Raw genomic sequence first — 17,788 nt, forward strand, 5'->3', positions numbered from 1 at the left:
TTTGGATAAGGCTGGTGCGCGGGGCGGGACTCGAACCCGCACACCATTGCTGGCGTCAGGACCTAAACCTGGTGCGTCTACCAATTTCGCCACCCGCGCGGGTGCCTGAAAAGTGCTTCGGGGTCGCTGTACCGAGTACCTGCGACCCCGTCACACTGATCCGGCCGAATTCGGGGACCGCGGATTTTAGCCGCTTGTGGCGAGCCTTCCGCCCTCTTCCTGCTTACTCTGTTCCTGCCCCGCAGGTTTGACGCGGAACCAGGCCGCATACATGGCGGGCAAGGCCAGCAGCGTGAGTGCCGTCGCGACGATCAGGCCGCCCATGATGGCCACCGCCATCGGGCCCCAGAAGACGCTGCGCGACAGCGGGATCATCGCCAGCACGGCCGCCGCGGCCGTCAGGATGATCGGGCGGAAGCGCCGCACCGAGGCTTCGACTACTGCGTCCCAGGTCGGCACGCCGCGGGCGCGGTCCTGCTCGATCTGGTCGATGAGGATCACCGAGTTGCGCATGATCATCCCCATCAGCGCGATCACGCCGAGCAGCGCCACGAACCCGAACGGCCGATTCAGCAGCAGCAGCGCCGCTGCCACACCAGCGATGCCCAGCGGCCCGGTCAGGAACACCAGCATCGCGCGGCTGAAGCTCTGCAGCTGGAGCATGAGCAGCGTGAACATGATGAAGAGCATCAGAGGCGCACCGACCGCGATCGAGCCCTGGCCCTTGCTGCTTTCCTCCACCGCACCGGCCACTTCCACGCGGTAGCCTGCGGGCATCTTGGCGCGGATGGGCGCGAACAGCGGGTCGAGCTGTGCCGTCACCGTCGCCCCCTGCAGGCCTTCGACGATGTCGCCCTGGACCGTCGCAGCGTAGTCGCGGTTCTCGCGCCACAGCACGCCCGGTTCCCACACGAAGTTCGCCTTGGCGATCTGCCCCAGCGGGATGCTGCGGCCGGTGGTCGTGGGCACGTAGGCATTGGCCAGGTCGGTGATCGCCTTGCGCTCTTCCAACGGCTGGCGCAACACGATGTCGATCAGCTTGTCGCCATCGCGGTACTGGCCGACGGTCGTGCCGCTGTTGAGCGTGCGCGCCGCCTGCGCGATGGCCTGGCTGGAAACACCCAGCGCCCGTGCCTTGTCCTGGTCGACTTCCAGGCGCAATACCTTGACCGACTCGTTCCAGTTGTCGTTCACGCCGCGCATGTTGGGGTTCTTCAACATGATCGCCTTCACCTCATCGGCATAGGCGCGCACCTGGGCCGGGTCCGGCCCGACGACGCGGAACTGCACCGGGTAAGGCACCGGCGGCCCGTTGGGCAGCAGCTTGGGCCGCGCCCGCACTTCGGGGAATTCGGTCGCGAGCAGCTCGGGCAGCTCGTGGCGCAGCTTCTCGCGTGCAGCCAGGTCCTTCGGCAGCAGCACGATCTGGCTGACGTTGGTCTGCGGGAAGATCTGGTCGAGCACCAGCGCGAAGCGCGGCACGCCGCTGCCCACCCAGGTGGTCACGTGGTCCACGCCTTCCAGCTTCATCAGGCGCGCTTCCACTTTCTTCGTGATCGCTTCGTTGGCGCTGTACGACGAACCTTCCGGCAGCCACAGGTCGACCAGCAGTTCGAGCCGGTTCGAATCGGGGAAGAACTGGTTCTGCACCTTACTCATGCCAACAACCCCGAGCCCCAAGGTGCCGACGGTCAGGCCGATGGTGATCCAGCGGTGCTTCACGCACCAGTCGACCAGCGAACGGAAGCGTGTGTAGAACGGCGTGTCGAAAAGCTCGTGCGGCTGGTCGCTGTCGGCATGCGGCTTGGTCTTGAGCAGCAGCGTGCCGAGATACGGCACGAAGTAGACCGAGACGAACCACGAGATGAGCAGCGCCGCGGCCGTCACCGCGAAGATCGCGAAGGTGTATTCACCAACCGTCGATTTCGCCAAGCCGATCGGCAGGAAGCCGACCGCGGTGATCAGCGTGCCGGTCAGCATCGGCATCGCCGTCGCGTCATACGCGAAGGTCGCAGCACGGGCCTTGTCGTAGCCCTCTTCCAGCTTGCGCACCATCATCTCGACCGCAATGATCGCGTCGTCGACCAAGAGGCCGAGCGCAATGATCAGCGAGCCGAGGGAGATCTTGTGCAGGCCCACGCCCCAATAGAACATGGTCACGAAGGTGATGGCCAGCACGAGCGGGATGGTGATGCCGACCACCAGGCCCGGGCGCCAGTCGAGGCGCAAGGGCTTGAAGTGCAGGCCCAGGCTGACGAAGCTCACCGCCAGCACGATCACCACCGCCTCGATCAGCACGCCGACGAACTCGTTCACCGAACGCGCGACCACCGTCGACTGGTTCTGGAACTGGTGCATCGTGATGCCCGCCGGCAGGTCGTCGCGGATGGCGTCGGTCGCCTTCTTGAGCGACTGGCCCATCTCGATGATGTCGCCGCCCTTGGCCATCGAGATGCCGAGCGCGATCACCTCCTTGCCCTGGTGGCGCACCTTCACCTGCGGCGGGTCGACGTAGGCCCGCTTCACATCGGCGATGTCACCAAGCTTGAAACTGGCCCCGTTGGCGCGGATGGCAAAGTTCTTCAGTTGCTCGACCGAGTTGAACTGCCCGCCCACGCGCACCTGCACGTAGTCGCTCGGCGAGTTGATGACGCCGGCCGACTCGACTGCGTTCTGCTGTCCCAGCTGCGCAAGCACGGCATTGAAGTCGATGCCCAGCTGCGCCAGGCGCTTCTGCGAGATCTCGATGAAGATCTTCTCGTCTTGCGCGCCGAAGACCTCGACCTTGTTGACGTCTTTCACCTTGAGCAGGCGTTGGCGCACCTGGTCGGCGTGCTCCTTCAGCTCGTCATAGGTGAAGCCGTCGCTCGAGAGCGCATAGATCGAGCCGTACACATCGCCGAACTCGTCGTTGAAGAACGGCCCGGCCACACCGCCCGGCAAGGTGCCGCGCATGTCGCCCACCTTCTTGCGCACCGTGTACCAGATCTGCTGCACGTCCTTGGGCGGCGTCGAGTCCTTCAGCTGGAAGATGATCAGCGTCTCGCCCGGCTTGGAGTAGCTGCGGATCTTGTCGGCGTAAGGCACCTCCTGCAGCGTCTTCTCGAGCTTGTCGGTCACCTGCTCGGCGACCTGCTGCGCCGTGGCGCCCGGCCAGTAGGCCCGCACGACCATCGCGCGGAAGGTGAACGGCGGGTCCTCGTCCTGCCCCAGCTGGAAGTAGGCCGCGGCGCCGAGCACCATCAGCACCACGAGCAGATAACGCGTCAGCGCCGGGTGCTCCAGCGCCCACTTTGAAATGTTGAACCGCGCCGCGCGCACGGCGGGAGATGCATCGCTCACACCGGCCTCGCTTTACTTCACGGCCACGGAGGTGCCGACGTTCGCCGCCGCCGTGGCAGGCGCGGTCGGGTCGACGTAGAACTTCACCTGCTGGCCCGGGTTGAGCACGTGCACGCCGGCCGTCACGACGACGTCGCCGGCGCTCACGCCACCGGTGATCACTGCCTCGTTGCCCTCGGCACCGGCGAGCTGCACCGGCTTGGACGACACCGTCATCGTCGCCTTGTCGACCACCCACACGCTCGTCTGCCCCTGCGACTCACGCAGCGCCGACAGCGGCAGCTTGGTCACGCCGGCCTGGCGTGGCAGCTCGGCCACGATGGTCGCGGTCTGGCCCAGGCGCACCGCGGCGGTGGCAGGCGTCTGGCCCAGGTCGGCCTTGACCGCGAAGGTGCGGGTCACCGGGTCGGCCGCAGCGGCGATCTCGCGGATCTGCGTCGGGAAGGTCTCGGTCGAGCCCCAGAGCCTGGCCTTCAGCCGCGACGGTTGTGCGGCCAGGCTCTTCAACAGGCCGACCTTGTCTTCCGGGACGTTGAACACCACGTCCCGCGGGCCGTCATGGGCCAGGCGCACGACGGGCGCACCAGCGGCCACCACCATGCCCGGCTCCGCATCGACACCGGTGATCACGCCGTTGGCATCGGCCACGAGCGTGGTGTATCCGGCCTGGTTGCCCTGCACGCTGGCCTGGGCACGGGCCTGGTCGAACTGGGCCTGGGCGGCCTTGAGCGCCGTCTCTCGACGCTCCAGCTCGGCTGAGCTGATGAAGCCCTGGTCGCGCAGCTCCTTGAAGCGCTTGAAATCGGCCTGGCTCTGGTCGAGGTTGGCTTGCGCCGCGACGAGCGACGCCTGCGCGGCCGCCTGGCCGAGCTTCAGGTCTTGCGGATCGAGCTGCGCCAGCACCTGGCCGACCTTGACGGAGTCGCCCACGTTGACGACACGGCGCACCACCTTCCCGCCGACGCGGAAGCCCAGGCGCGACTCCGTACGAGCACGGACCTCGGCCGCGTACTCATAGGTGCCGCCGGCGCTGTCGGTCGAAATGGTCGTCGTGCGCACTGCCCGGACCGGCTCCGAGAGCGGTTCGGCCTTGGTGCAAGCCGCCAGAACGGCCACGCTGAGCAACGGAACGAGCAGGGTAGGACGCATGAGAGCCTCGACTGGATCGGGTTTACGCAACTGACTGACTGGTCAGTAATGTATTCAGGCAAACCCTGCCCTGTCAAATGACTTTTGCGCAACTGGCGCGCGCGTTGCGGCAAATGTCGCCATCGGCACGGGCACCGCTCACAGCGACAATGCGCGCCTCTCATGAGCATCGATCACTACGAAAACTTCCCGGTCGCTTCGGTGCTGTGCCCGCCTGCGCTGCGCCCGGCCGTGGCCGCGATCTACTGGTTTGCACGCACGGCAGACGACATCGCCGACGAAGGAGAGGCCTCTCCCGAGGACCGGGGCGCCGAGCTGCAGGCCTACCGGGCAGAACTGCGGGCCGTGGCCCGCGGCACCGCACCAGCGCCTCGCTGGGCCGATGTGTTCACGCCGCTCCAACGCGCGCTCGACCAGCACCAGCTGCCGCTGGACCTGCTTGAAGACCTGATCTCCGCCTTCGAACAAGACGTCCGCCAGCACCAGTACGCGGACCGCGCAGGCGTGCTCGATTACTGCCGCCGCTCGGCCAACCCCGTGGGCCGCCTGCTGCTGCACCTCTACGGCATCCGCGATGCGCGCTCGCTTCAGCAGTCCGATGCCGTCTGCAGTGCCCTGCAGCTCATCAACTTCTGGCAGGACCTGAGCATCGACACCACCCGCGGCCGCGCCTACATCCCGATGGCCGATCTCTCACGCCACGGCATCCGGCTCAGCGCATTCCTCGCACGCGAAGACTCGCCATCGATGCGCGCCCTCGTGGCCGAGATGGTGGCCTGGGCCCGGAGCATGATGCTCGAAGGCGCCCCGCTCGTGCACACCATTCCCGGCCGCGCCGGCTGGGAGCTGCGCCTCGTCGTGCAAGGGGGCCTGCGCATCCTGGAGAAGATCGAGCACCTGCAGCACGACACGCTGCACACCCGACCCACGCTGCGCTGGTACGACGCGCCCTTGCTGCTCTGGCGTGCGCTTCGCATGAAGCCGCGTACCACCGCGTCGCTGCGGGAGGCCCGCCCATGACGCCCGAGCAATACGTGCAGGAGAAGGCCGCGGCCAGCGGGTCGAGCTTCTACTACGCCTTTCTCTTCCTCCCGCCGCCGCGCCGTGCGGCCATCACGGCCTTCTATGCCTTCTGCCGCGAGGTAGACGATGTCGTCGACGAAGTGCACGACCCCGGCGTCGCCGCCACCAAGCTCGCGTGGTGGCGCAAGGAGGTGGCAAGCAGCTTCGGCGGCCAGCCGAGCCACCCTGCGATGAAGGCGCTGATGCCGCACATCGCCGACTACGACATCCGCGCCGAGCACCTCATCGCCGTGATCGAGGGTTGCCAGATGGACCTGGAGCAGTCGCGCTATCTCGACTTCCCTGGCCTCGAGCGCTACTGCCACCTGGTGGCCGGCGTGGTGGGCGAAGTGGCCTCTGGCATCTTCGGCCGCACCGAGGCCTCGACCGTGCAGTACGCGCACAAGCTCGGGCTGGCGATGCAGCTCACCAACATCATCCGCGACGTGGGCGACGACGCGCGGCGTGGCCGCGTCTACCTGCCGGTGTCGGAACTGCAGCGCTTCGACGTGAAGGCCCACGAGGTGCTGAACCGCGGCTACAGCGAGCGTTTCACCGCACTGATGAAATTCCAGGCCGAGCGTGCGCACCGCATTTATGACGAGGCGCTCGCGCTGCTGCCCGAGGCCGACCGCAAGACGCAGAAGCCGGGGCTGATGATGGCCAACATCTACCGCACGCTGCTGCGCGAGATCGAGGCCGGCGGCTTCCAGGTGCTGCACCAGCGCATCTCGCTCACGCCCGTGCGCAAGCTGTGGATCGCGGCGCGCACGAACTGGCGAGGCCGTTGATGGCCGCTGCACGGCGGGTGGCCGTCGTCGGGGGCGGCTGGGCGGGTCTCGCGGCAGCGGTCGAAGCCACACGGCGCGGCCAGCACGTCGCGCTCTACGAGATGGCGCCTCAGCTTGGGGGCCGTGCGCGCGCCGTCGACTTCGGCGATGCCCTGCTCGACAACGGCCAGCACATCCTGATCGGCGCGTATTCGCAGACCTTGTCGCTGATGCGATTCGTCGGCGTCGACCTCGACCAAGCGCTGCTGCGCACGCCGCTGAAGGTCACCTACCCCGATGGTGCCGGCCTGCAGCTGCAACCGGGGTCGCCACTCGTCACTTTCGCGGCCGCGGTGCTGCGCTACCCCGGGTGGGGTTGGCGGGAGAAGCGGGCGATGCTGACGGCCTCGACGGCGTGGGCCCTGAAGCGCTTTCGCTGCGATGCTTCGCTCACGGTGTCGCAGCTGACCGCCCGGCTTCCGCCCAAGGTGCGCGATGAGCTGCTGGACCCGCTGTGCGTGGCGGCGCTGAACACGCCGGCGCCTCAGGCCAGCGCCGCCGTCTTCCTGCGCGTGCTGAAGGATGCGCTCTTCTCCGGCCCCGGCTCGGCCGACCTGCTGCTGCCGCGACAGCGCCTCAGCGAGCTCTGGCCCGCGCCTGCGGCGCGCTGGCTCAAGGCATCCGGTGCGACGGTGCACCTGTCGAGGCGGGTCGAGCGTCTCGCGGCAGCTCAAGATGGCTGGCAACTCGATGGCGAGACCTTCGATGCCGTCGTGCTCGCCTGCACTGCCAATGAAGCCGCACGCTTGACGGCCACGATCGCCCCCACCTGGTCGGCACAAGCCGCCGAGTTGCGCTACGAGCCCATCGTCACGGTCTACGCGCAGCAATCTGCCCCGCAACGACTGCCACAACCGATGATGGCGCTGCGCAGCGACGACGGGCATCCCGCGCAATTCGCCTTCGATCTCGGCGCGCTGGGGGGGCCGGCTGGGGTCATCGCCCTCGTGGTCAGCGGTGCGGCCGAGTGGGTCGCGCGCGGGATGAGTGCCGTCGAAGAGGCCACCTTGCGGCAAGCGCATGCCGCTTTCGGTGGGCCACCCCTGCAGCGGCTGCGCACCACCACGGAAAAGCGCGCGACCTTCCTCTGCACGCCCGGGCTGCGCCGGCCGGCCCAGCACATTGCAGCAGGGCTGCTCGCCGCCGGCGACTACGTCGAGGGCCCCTACCCGGCCACGCTCGAAGGCGCCACCCGCTCGGGGCGCGCTGCCGGCATGGTCGTCTGATTTTCGCGATGCAAAACGAGCATGAATCGGGGGAGAATGCCCGCATGAAAAGCAAAGAGGATCAAAAACCGGCGATCCAGGTGTTGGAACGCATGTTTGCCCTGCTGGACCTGCTGGCCTCGCACCAGGACCCGGTCTCCTTGAAACTCATCAGCGAGCAGACCGGCCTCCACCCCTCCACCGCCCACCGAATCCTGAACGATCTGACCGTCGGCCGCTATGTCGACCGTCCCGAGGCAGGGAGCTACCGCCTCGGCATGCGCCTGCTGGAGCTGGGCAACCTCGTGAAGGCTCGACTCGACGTGCGCGACGCCGCCCTCGGCCCCATGCGTGAGCTGCACAAGCTGACGCACCAGCCGGTGAACCTGTCGGTGCGACAGGGCGATGAGATCGTCTACATCGAGCGCACCTACAGCGAACGCTCGGGCATGCAGGTGGTCCGCGCGGTCGGCGGCCGTGCCCCGCTGCATCTCACCTCTGTCGGCAAGCTCTTCCTCGCGCACGACGACCCGCAGCGGGTGCGTGCCTATGCCACGCGCACCGGCCTGGCCGGCCACACGCGCAACAGCATCACCGACGTCAACAACCTGGAGCGCGAGCTCTCCAAGGTGCTGCAATACGGCACCGCGCGCGACGATGAAGAGCTGGAGCTGGGCGTGCGCTGCATGGCCGCCGGCATCCTGGATGACCAGGGCAAGCTCGTGGCGGGCCTGTCGATCTCGGCGCCCGCCGACCGGTTGGAAGAGGCCTGGCTGGAGAGATTGAAGTCCACTGCCCTGCAGATCTCTTCGGCACTCGGGCACCGCGCCTGATCGATGCCCCAAAGCAAAGGGCCTGGCAGTGCCAGGCCCTTTGCGTTTGAACGGGGCGGAACTCAGGAGGTGAGCTTCGGCATTTCCATGATCTCGCGGGCCTTCTCTTCCGCGGCCTCGGGCAGCACGACAGCCGCAGGGGCCACCACCGGCGCAGCGGGCAGCAGCGGAGCGATCGGTGGCACGATCGAAGGCACCAGGGCAGGGGCACGCACGGGCGTCGGAGCGGCCGCGCTGATGTGCTCGTTGACCCACTTGCGCACGCGCTCGGCATCGCCGATGCGCGAATACTTGCCGGCCGAATCAAGGAACACCATGATCAGCTGGCGGCCGGCCAGCTTCGCCTGCATCACCAGGCAACGACCGGCTTCGGAGATGTAGCCCGTCTTCTGCAGGCCGATCTCCCACTCGGGGTCACGCACCAGGCCATTGGTGTTGCGGAACTGCAGGTGGCGCTGGCCGACGGCCACCTGGTGCTCAGGCGACACCGACAGTTCGCGGATCACGGGGTAGCGGTAGGCCGCCTTGACCAAGGTCGCGAGGTCACGGGCGCTCGACTGGTTGCGGCTGGACAGGCCGGTCGGCTCCACATAGCGCGTGGCCGGCATGCCGAGCTCGATGGCCTTGCGGTTCATGGCCGCGACGAACGCGTCGAGCCCGCCGGGGTAGTGGCGGCCCAGGGCGTGGGCGGCGCGGTTCTCGGAAGACATCAGCGCGAGATGCATCATCTCGCCGCGCGTCAGCTGCGTGCCGACCTTCAGGCGCGAGTGGCTGCCCTTCTCGGTGTCGACGTCGTCCTGCGAGATCGTCAGCACCTCGTCCATCGGCAGGCGGGCCTCGGCCACCACCAGCGCGGTCATCAGCTTGGTCAGCGACGCGATGGGCAACACGGCCTGCGGGTTCTTGCTGAAGAGGACCTCATTGGTGTCCTGGTCCATCACCAGGGCCACGCTGGACTTCAGGTCGAGCGGGTCTTCCGCCGAGTGCAGGCCATAGATCTGGCCGAACGAAGGACGGGCAGGAACGACCACACGGTGGCGCAGGCTGGTGCGCTTGACGTTGGCGCGCACCACCACGGTCTTGGACTTGATCGGAGCCTTGGAAACCGCCACGGCGCGCTTCTTGGCAGGCTTGGCTGCCGCGCCCGCTGACAGGGGCACAGCGGCGGCAATCACCACGGCAATCAGGCCACGCAGCAGAGACGACGCCGATCTGGAAGTGAAACGCACCACGACAACTACCCTTTCACGCTCGGTCGCCCGAGTGTAGGCCACCAGAAAAAACCTCGCAAGATCAAAAACTTGCGCGTTTTTCCTAAAGTCGGCCTCTAGGTGTTGTCAGGTGTGTGACATTTATCACCCCTGCGCCGCAACGCGCTCGTTCTTGCTGTGCAGCTTGTTCAAGGCCGAGAGATAGGCCTTGGCCGACGCGACGACGATGTCAGGATCAGACCCCACACCGTTGACGACGCGCCCGCCGTGTTGAAGCCGCACAGTGACCTCGCCCTGGGATTCTGTGCTGCCCGAGGTGATGGCATTCACCGAATAAAGGAGCATTTCTGCCCCGCTTTTCACCTGCGTCTCGATCGCCTTGAGGCTGGCGTCGACCGGGCCGTTGCCGTCGCTCTCGGCGTGCAGTTCCTGGTCACCCGCCGCGAAGGCAACCTTCGCGTGCGGCCGTTCGCCTGTCTCGGAGCGCTGCGACAGCGCGAGCAGGCGGTAGTGCTCGTGCTCGGCGGTCACCGACTCGTCCATCACGAGCGCGAGGATGTCCTCGTCGAAGATGTCACTCTTGCGGTCGGCCAGCTCCTTGAACTTGGCGAAGGCTGCATTGATCTCGGCTTCGGACTCCATCTCGATGCCCAGCTCGTGCAGGCGCTGCTTGAAGGCGTTCCGACCCGAGAGCTTGCCCAGCACGATCTTGTTGGCCGTCCAGCCCACGTCTTCGGCGCGCATGATCTCGTAGGTGTCGCGCGCCTTGAGCACGCCGTCCTGGTGGATGCCGGAGGCGTGCGCGAAGGCGTTGGCGCCGACCACGGCCTTGTTGGGCTGCACGACGAAGCCGGTGGTCTGCGAGACCAGGCGTGAGGCGGCAACGATCTGCGAGGTGTCGATGTCGAGTGAAAGGCCGAAGTAGTCTTTCCGCGTGCGCACCGACATAACGACCTCTTCCAGCGCGCAGTTGCCGGCACGCTCACCCAGGCCGTTGATCGTGCACTCGATCTGGCGTGCGCCGCCGATCTTCACCCCCGCCAGCGAGTTGGCCACCGCCATGCCCAGGTCGTTGTGGCAGTGCACTGACCAGATCGCCCTGTCGGAATTGGGGATGCGCTTGCGCAGGTCGAGGATGAAGTTGCCGTAGAGCTCGGGGATCGCATAGCCCACGGTGTCGGGGATGTTGATAGTGGTCGCGCCGGCGTCGATCACGGCTTCGAGGACGCGACAGAGGAAGTCGGGGTCGGAGCGGTAGCCGTCTTCGGGCGAGAACTCCACGTCTTCCGACAGATTGCGCGCGAAGCGCGTCGACAGTCGCGCCTGTTCGAACACCTGGTCGGGCGTCATGCGCAGCTTCTTCTCCATGTGCAGCGCGCTCGTCGCGAGGAAGAGATGGATGCGCGTCGAGTTGCCGCCCTTCAGCGCCTCGGCGGCACGCGAGATGTCACGGTCATTGGCGCGGGCCAGCGAGCAGACGGTGCTGTCCTTGATCGCCTGCGCGATCGCGCGCACGGCCTCGAAGTCGCCGTTGGACGAAGCGGCGAAACCCGCTTCGATCACGTTGACCTTCAGCCGCTCGAGCTGACGCGCGATGCGCAGCTTCTCGTCCTTGGTCATCGAGGCCCCAGGCGACTGTTCGCCATCGCGTAAGGTGGTGTCGAAGATGATGAGTTTGTCGGTCATGGGGTGCTCCTCGTGAACTGTGTTTACCGCGATGTTAGGCGAGCGCGGCCTGGGCGAACTGCAACTTGCCTTGCCGACGGGCACGGTGCAGGCCCGAGGTGATGGCCTTCAGCGATGCCGAGACGATGTTGGCGTCGATGCCCACGCCGAAGAGCGTGAGGCTGTCACCGACACGCAGCTCCAGGTAGGCCACGGCCTTGGCATCGGCACCACTGCCGATCGAGTGCTCGTGGTAGTCGAGCACGCGCACCTTGCTCGCCAGCTGGCGGTTCACGCCCTCGACGAAGGCTTCGATCGGCCCGGTGCCCTGCCCTTCGACCTTGAGGCCTCGGCCATCGACGTAGACGCTGGTCGAAAGCTTCACCTGCCCGTCGGCAACCGGCGAGATAGACGCGTGAACGACCTGCGCATCCCAGGCACCCGCAGCGCTGTACTCGCGCTGGAAGATGTTCCACAGTTCGGCGGCTGTCTGCTCTTTGCCGGTATCGTCCATCACGGCCTGCACGACCTGGCTGAACTCGATCTGCAGGCGGCGCGGCAGCTCGAGGCCGTATTCGTTTTCGAGCAGATACGAGATGCCGCCCTTGCCCGACTGGCTGTTCACGCGAATCACCGCGTCGTAGCTGCGGCCGAGGTCCTTGGGGTCGATCGGCAGGTAAGGCATGTTCCAGACATTGCCCTCCTTGCGCGCGGCGAAGGCCTTCTTGATCGCGTCCTGGTGCGAGCCGGAGAACGAGGTGTAGACCAGGTCGCCCACGTACGGATGGCGCGGGTGCACCGGAAGCTGGTTGCAGTGCTCGACGCAGCGGCGCACTTCGTCGATGTCGGAGAAGTCGAGGTTCGGCGACACCCCTTGCGTGTAGAGGTTCAAAGCGATATTCACCAGGTCGCAGTTGCCGGTGCGCTCGCCATTGCCGAAGAGGCAACCTTCGATGCGGTCGGCACCCGCCATCAACGCGAATTCACCGGTCGCCGTGCCCGTGCCGCGGTCGTTGTGCGGGTGGACGGACAGCACGATGCAGTCACGACGGGCCAGATGGCGGTGCATCCACTCGACCATGTCTGCGAAGATGTTCGGTGTCGAACGCTCGATGGTCGTCGGCAGGTTGATGATGCACTTGCGCTCCGGCGTCGGCTGCCACACCTCGGTGACGGCATCGACGATGCGCTTGGCGAAAACGAGTTCGGTGTCGGAGAAGGTCTCGGGCGAGTACTCGAAGCGCCAGTCGGTCTCGGATTGCTCCGCAGCGAGCCGGTTCATCAACTGCGCATGCTCCACGGCCAGCGCGACCACGCCATCCTGGTCGAGGCCGAGCACCACGTCGCGCATCACCGGTGCGGTGGCGTTGTAGAGGTGCACGATGGCGCGCTTCGCGCCCTTGAGCGACTCGAAGGTGCGGCGAATCAACGGCTCGCGCGCCTGCGTCAACACCTGGATCGTCACGTCGTCCGGCACCAGGTCCTGCTCGATCAGCATCCGTACGAAGTCGAACTCCGTCTGGGACGCGGATGGGAAGCCGACCTCGATCTCCTTGAAGCCGATGCGCAACAGCATCTCGAACATGCGCAGCTTGCGCGACACGTCCATCGGCTCGATCAGCGCCTGGTTGCCGTCGCGCAGATCGGTGCTGAGCCAGATCGGTGCTTCGGTGAGCACGGCATCCGGCCAGGTGCGGTCACGCAGGCCGATGGGTGCAAACGGTCGGTACTTCTGCTGCGGTTGCTTCAACATGGTCATCCCCTGAAGAGAGTTGAACGGCAACCAGCAAACCCAAATGCAAAACGGCCCGATGCTGGTTGCAAACGGGCCGTTGAGAACGAAAACGATGGACGTGAACGATCAGCGAGCCCGTGGCACCTCTAGTAGAACTAGCGCGAGGGAGATCGAAAACGTCATGCCGGCGAATATATCAGCGTTTTCTTCAGCGGTGCAGGCCTTCTTCGTCGGGCTCGTCCATCGAGGTGGCAATAACGCTCACCGGACGGCCTTTCATGCGCTTCCATGCATAGACCCCATAGCCGGACAAGCCATAGATCACGAACAGGCCGAACAACACCAACGGTGGATGCAAGGTGATGAAGGCAATGCCCAGTGCAATGGCCACGATGACGATGAAGGGCACCGAGCGTTTGAAGCTCACGTCCTTGAAGCTGTAGAACGGGACGTTCGTGACCATCGTGAGACCGGCATAGAGGGCGAAGCCGAACGCCGTCCAACGCAGCCAGTCGCCGGTCAGCGCCACCTTGAAGCCCGAGTCGTCCATCAACCAGATGAAGCCCATGACGAGGGCTGCGGCTGCGGGGCTGGGCAGTCCTTGAAAGAAGCGTTTGTCGACGACACCCAGGTTGGTGTTGAAGCGGGCCAGGCGCAACGCGGCGCATGAGCAATAGACAAAAGCCGCGATCCAGCCCAGCTTGCCCAGGCCCTTCAGCGCCCATTCGTAGACGATGAGCGCAGGCGCCGCACCGAACGAGACCATGTCGGACAGGCTGTCCATCTGCTCGCCGAAGGTGCTCTGCGTGTTGGTCATGCGGGCGACGCGGCCATCGAGGCTGTCGAGCACCATCGCGCAGAAGATGCCGATGGCCGCTTGCTCGAAGCGGCCGTTCATCGCCATCACGATGCCGTAGAAGCCGCCAAAGAGCGCAGCCAGCGTGAACAGGTTTGGCAGGATGTAGATGCCCTTGCGGCGCGGGCGCGCAGGCGCTTCGTCTGCGTCGGCCACGGGTTGCACGCCGTCATGCATGTCGTTCATCTGCGTCAGTGAGAGTGGCGAAAACCAAGGCAAGGAGGATACAGCAGCCCCCAGCAAAAACGCCGCAAGGTTTTCCTTGCGGCGTCTCGTGCGGGCAGGCTCGACCGATCAGTTCTTGCTCTGGTCGACCAGCTTGTTCTTCTTGATCCACGGCATCATCGCGCGCAGCTTCTCGCCGACCTGTTCGATCGGGTGCTCGGCCATCAGGCGGCGACGCGACAGCAGCGTGGGCGCACCAGCCTTGTTCTCGAGGATGAAGCTCTTGGCGTAGTCGCCGGTCTGGATGTCCTTCAGCACCTGCTTCATGACCTTCTTGGTCTCTTCGGTCACGACGCGCGGGCCGGTGACGTACTCGCCGTACTCGGCGTTGTTCGAGATCGAGTAGTTCATGTTCGCGATGCCGCCTTCGTAGATCATGTCCACGATGAGCTTCAGCTCGTGCAGGCATTCGAAATAGGCCATCTCGGGCGCGTAGCCCGCTTCGGTCAGCGTCTCGAAGCCCGCCTTGATCAGCTCGACGGTGCCGCCGCACAGCACGGCTTGCTCGCCGAACAGGTCGGTCTCGGTCTCTTCACGGAAGTTGGTCTCGATGATGCCGGCCTTGCCGCCACCGTTGGCCGCGGCGTAGCTCAGGGCGAGGTCACGCGCCTTGCCCGACTTGTCGGCATGCACGGCGATCAGGTGCGGCACGCCGCCGCCTTGCGTGTAGGTGCCGCGCACGGTGTGGCCGGGCGCCTTCGGGGCGACCATCCAGACGTCGAGGTCAGCACGCGGCGTCACGAAGCCGTAGTGCACGTTGAAGCCGTGGGCGAAGACGAGCGAAGCGCCCTGGCGGATGTTCGGCTCGATGTCCTTGTAGTACACGGCCGCGATCTGCTCGTCAGGCAGGAGGATCATGACGACGTCGGCAGCCTTGACCGCGTCAGCGACTTCGGCGACCTTGAGGCCGGCCTTCTCGACCTTGCCCCAGGAAGCACCACCCTTGCGCAGGCCGACGGTGACCTTCACGCCACTGTCGTTCAGGTTCTGCGCGTGCGCGTGGCCTTGCGAGCCGTAGCCGATGATGGCGACGTTCTTGCCCTTGATCAGGCTGAGGTCGGCGTCCTTGTCGTAATAAACCTTCATGTCTAGCTCCTTCTCTCTGTCGTCAGTTCAAAGCGGGTTTCGGGGATTTTCGGTGAGGGACTCACGCGCGCAGGATGCGCTCGCCGCGCCCGATCCCGCTGGTGCCGGTGCGCACGGTTTCCAGAATGGCGGTGCGGTCCAGGGCTTCGATGAAGGCATCGAGCTTGGACGCATCGCCCGTCAGTTCAATGGTGTAGCTCTTCTCGGTGACGTCGATGATGCGGCCGCGGAAGATGTCGGCCATGCGTTTCATCTCCTCGCGTTCCTTGCCGACGGCGCGCACCTTGATGAGCATCAGCTCGCGCTCGGTGTAGGCACCTTCGGTCAGGTCGACGACCTTCACCACTTCGATCAGGCGGTTGAGGTGCTTGGTGATCTGCTCGATCACGTCGTCGGACCCGGTGGTCACGATGGTCATGCGCGAGAGCGACGGGTCTTCCGTCGGCGCGACCGTGAGGCTTTCGATGTTGTAGCCGCGGGCCGAGAACAGCGCGACCACGCGCGACAAGGCTCCTGGTTCGTTTTCCAGCAGCAGGGCAATGATGTGTTTCATGGTGTGTAGCGCGCTCTTCAGGACATGGGCGGTAACCCATGGCCCTTGGCCACGCTGTCCGTGAGTGAAGTTGAATTGGCCGAAGGCGTTCGGCGCGTCTCCCAGGCGGTCGGGTGGGCGCGGTAACGCACCACCCCTGGCTGGGTTCAGCGCTTCACAGGTCTTCGGACCCGAGCAGCATCTCCGAGATGCCCTTGCCGGCCTGCACCATCGGCCAGACGTTCTCCGTGGGGTCGGTGCGGATGTCGAGGAAAACGGTGCGGTCCTTGAGCTTGATGGCTTCGCGCAGGGCCGGTTCCACATCGCCCGGCTTCTCGACCAGCAGACCGACGTGGCCATAGGCCTCGGCGAGCTTCACGAAGTCGGGCAACGCGTCCATGTAGCTGTGCGAGTAGCGGCCCTGGTAGTCCAGTTCCTGCCACTGGCGCACCATGCCGAGGTAGCGGTTGTTGAGCGAGACCACCTTGACCGGCGTCTTGTACTGCAGGCAGGTCGACAATTCCTGGATGCACATCTGGATGGAGCCTTCGCCGGTGATGCAGAACACGTCTGAATCGGGCTTGGCCATCTTGATGCCCATCGCGTACGGCAGGCCGACGCCCATCGTGCCCAGGCCGCCGGAGTTGATCCAGCGGCGAGGCTCCTCGAAGCGGTAGAACTGCGCCGCCCACATCTGGTGCTGGCCGACGTCGGAGGTGATGTAGGTGTCGCGGTTGCGGGTCAGCTCGCACAGCGTCTCGACGACGTACTGAGGTTTGATGACCTCGGTGCTGTTCTTGTACTTCAGGCACTCGCGTTTGCGCCATTCGTTGATCTGGCCCCACCAGGCCGACAGCGACTGCACGTCAGGCTTGGCCTGTGCTTCCTTGATCTGGGCGATCAGCTCCTGCAGCACATCCTTCACGTCGCCCACGATGGGGATGTCGACCTTGACGCGCTTGGAGATCGACGACGGGTCGATGTCGATGTGAATGATCTTGCGCTCGACGGTGGCGAAATGCTTCGGGTTGCCGATCACACGGTCGTCGAACCGGGCGCCCACGGCCAGCAGGACGTCGCAGTTCTGCATCGTCATGTTGGCTTCGTAGGTGCCGTGCATGCCCAGCATGCCGAGGAACTTAGGGTCGCTCGCCGGAATGGCACCCAGGCCCATCAGCGTGTTGGTGCACGGGTAGCCCAACAGATTGGTCAGTTCCCGCAGTTCGGCCGAGGCGTTGCCCAGCACTACGCCGCCGCCGGTGTAGATATAGGGGCGCTTGGCCGCCAGCAGCAACTGCACGGCCTTGCGGATCTGGCCTCCATGGCCCTTGCGCGCCGGGTTGTACGAGCGCATCTCGACGCTCGCCGGGTAGTGGAACGGAGCGGTCTTGAGCGAGACATCCTTCGGGATGTCGACCACCACCGGCCCAGGGCGGCCGGTGCGGGCGATGTGGAAGGCCTTCTTCAAGGTCGTCGCGAGGTCGCGCACGTCCTTCACCAGGAAGTTGTGCTTGACGATCGGGCGCGTGATGCCGACGGTGTCGCATTCCTGGAAGGCGTCGAGGCCGATCGCCGGCGTGGGGACCTGGCCGGTGATGATCACCATCGGGATCGAGTCCATGTACGCGGTCGCGATGCCGGTCACGGCATTGGTCACGCCAGGGCCCGAGGTCACGAGTGCGACGCCGACGTCGCCGGTCGCACGGGCGTAGCCGTCGGCCGCGTGGATCGCCGCTTGCTCGTGGCGAACCAGGATGTGCTCGATGCTCTCCTGCTTGTACAGGGCGTCGTAGATGTATAGGACCGCACCACCGGGGTAGCCCCAGAGGAATTTCACGCCTTCGGCCTGAAGGCAGCGGACCAGGATTTCCGAGCCATTGGGCTCGGCAGAGGGGGAGTTTTGCGGCTGCGCCGAGGCGGCGCGTTTGATGTCCGCGGCAGACATGTCCATGTTGAACCTTTGTGAATTTCTCTAACGAAAAACCATCGGTGCACCTCTCCTCGCTCTCGTGAAGCGGGTGTGGTGCCTGCTCGGTCAAAAACACAGGCGCCCAGGT

General features: G+C 65.6%; 14 protein-coding genes and 1 tRNA gene. 4 read left to right on the top strand and 11 right to left on the bottom strand.

Annotated elements, in window-relative coordinates:
- Positions 1-12: 12 nt before the first annotated feature.
- From JI745_RS03810 to JI745_RS03820, 3 genes are all read right to left on the bottom strand, one after another.
- A tRNA-Leu gene (locus tag JI745_RS03810) sits at positions 13-99 on the bottom strand.
- A gap of 87 nt (positions 100-186) precedes the next feature.
- On the bottom strand, positions 187-3,342 hold the full coding sequence (locus JI745_RS03815) for an efflux RND transporter permease subunit (RefSeq protein WP_310738476.1): 3,156 nt from the start codon (positions 3,340-3,342) through the stop codon (positions 187-189).
- A 12-nt stretch (positions 3,343-3,354) separates the two neighbouring features.
- Positions 3,355-4,491 (bottom strand): efflux RND transporter periplasmic adaptor subunit, encoded by a 1,137-nt coding sequence (locus tag JI745_RS03820; RefSeq protein ID WP_201803874.1) that lies wholly within the window; start codon positions 4,489-4,491, stop codon positions 3,355-3,357.
- A 162-nt stretch (positions 4,492-4,653) separates the two neighbouring features.
- On the opposite strand from JI745_RS03820, the gene hpnC reads away from it, so the two are divergent.
- The 4 genes from hpnC to JI745_RS03840 are packed head-to-tail and all read left to right on the top strand — an operon-like array spanning position 4,654 to position 8,421.
- Complete coding sequence (gene hpnC, locus JI745_RS03825) at positions 4,654-5,511, top strand: squalene synthase HpnC (protein ID WP_201803875.1); 858 nt, start codon at positions 4,654-4,656, stop codon at positions 5,509-5,511.
- The gene (hpnD, locus tag JI745_RS03830; protein WP_201803876.1) at positions 5,508-6,344 is read left to right on the top strand and encodes a presqualene diphosphate synthase HpnD; all 837 of its coding nucleotides are present in this window, start codon (positions 5,508-5,510) and stop codon (positions 6,342-6,344) included. Before hpnC ends, hpnD begins: the two co-directional genes overlap by 4 nt.
- Complete coding sequence (gene hpnE, locus JI745_RS03835) at positions 6,344-7,609, top strand: hydroxysqualene dehydroxylase HpnE (RefSeq protein ID WP_201803877.1); 1,266 nt, start codon at positions 6,344-6,346, stop codon at positions 7,607-7,609. Before hpnD ends, hpnE begins: the two co-directional genes overlap by 1 nt.
- Positions 7,610-7,653: 44 nt before the next feature.
- Entirely contained in the window at positions 7,654-8,421 is a 768-nt protein-coding gene (locus tag JI745_RS03840; RefSeq protein ID WP_201803878.1) for an IclR family transcriptional regulator, read from the top strand.
- 62 nt (positions 8,422-8,483) lie between these two features.
- On the opposite strand, the gene pbpG is transcribed toward JI745_RS03840, so the two are convergent.
- The 8 genes from pbpG to JI745_RS03875 all read right to left on the bottom strand — a co-directional run bounded on the left by pbpG (position 8,484) and on the right by JI745_RS03875 (position 17,682).
- On the bottom strand, positions 8,484-9,650 hold the full coding sequence (pbpG, locus tag JI745_RS03845) for a D-alanyl-D-alanine endopeptidase (protein WP_310738744.1): 1,167 nt from the start codon (positions 9,648-9,650) through the stop codon (positions 8,484-8,486).
- A gap of 126 nt (positions 9,651-9,776) precedes the next feature.
- Complete coding sequence (locus tag JI745_RS03850) at positions 9,777-11,318, bottom strand: 2-isopropylmalate synthase (RefSeq protein ID WP_201803879.1); 1,542 nt, start codon at positions 11,316-11,318, stop codon at positions 9,777-9,779.
- Between the two features lie 34 nt (positions 11,319-11,352).
- Positions 11,353-13,050, bottom strand: coding sequence for a 2-isopropylmalate synthase (gene leuA / locus JI745_RS03855; RefSeq protein WP_201803881.1), 1,698 nt, complete (start codon positions 13,048-13,050; stop codon positions 11,353-11,355).
- Between the two features lie 190 nt (positions 13,051-13,240).
- Positions 13,241-14,065, bottom strand: coding sequence for a CDP-diacylglycerol--serine O-phosphatidyltransferase (pssA, locus tag JI745_RS03860; protein ID WP_201812324.1), 825 nt, complete (start codon positions 14,063-14,065; stop codon positions 13,241-13,243).
- Positions 14,058-14,225 (bottom strand): hypothetical protein, encoded by a 168-nt coding sequence (locus JI745_RS26890; protein ID WP_404932796.1) that lies wholly within the window; start codon positions 14,223-14,225, stop codon positions 14,058-14,060. Before JI745_RS26890 ends, pssA begins: the two co-directional genes overlap by 8 nt.
- Positions 14,183-15,199, bottom strand: a complete 1,017-nt coding sequence (gene ilvC / locus JI745_RS03865) for a ketol-acid reductoisomerase (RefSeq protein ID WP_201803883.1) — start codon at positions 15,197-15,199, stop codon at positions 14,183-14,185. The genes JI745_RS26890 and ilvC overlap by 43 nt, the downstream gene beginning before the upstream one ends.
- A 61-nt stretch (positions 15,200-15,260) precedes the next feature.
- Complete coding sequence (gene ilvN / locus JI745_RS03870) at positions 15,261-15,752, bottom strand: acetolactate synthase small subunit (RefSeq protein ID WP_201803884.1); 492 nt, start codon at positions 15,750-15,752, stop codon at positions 15,261-15,263.
- 154 nt (positions 15,753-15,906) lie between these two features.
- Entirely contained in the window at positions 15,907-17,682 is a 1,776-nt protein-coding gene (locus tag JI745_RS03875; RefSeq protein WP_201803886.1) for an acetolactate synthase 3 catalytic subunit, read from the bottom strand.
- Positions 17,683-17,788: the final 106 nt, after the last annotated feature.

It is taken from the genome of Piscinibacter sp. HJYY11, from assembly GCF_016735515.1.
GTDB lineage: Bacteria > Pseudomonadota > Gammaproteobacteria > Burkholderiales > Burkholderiaceae_C > Rhizobacter.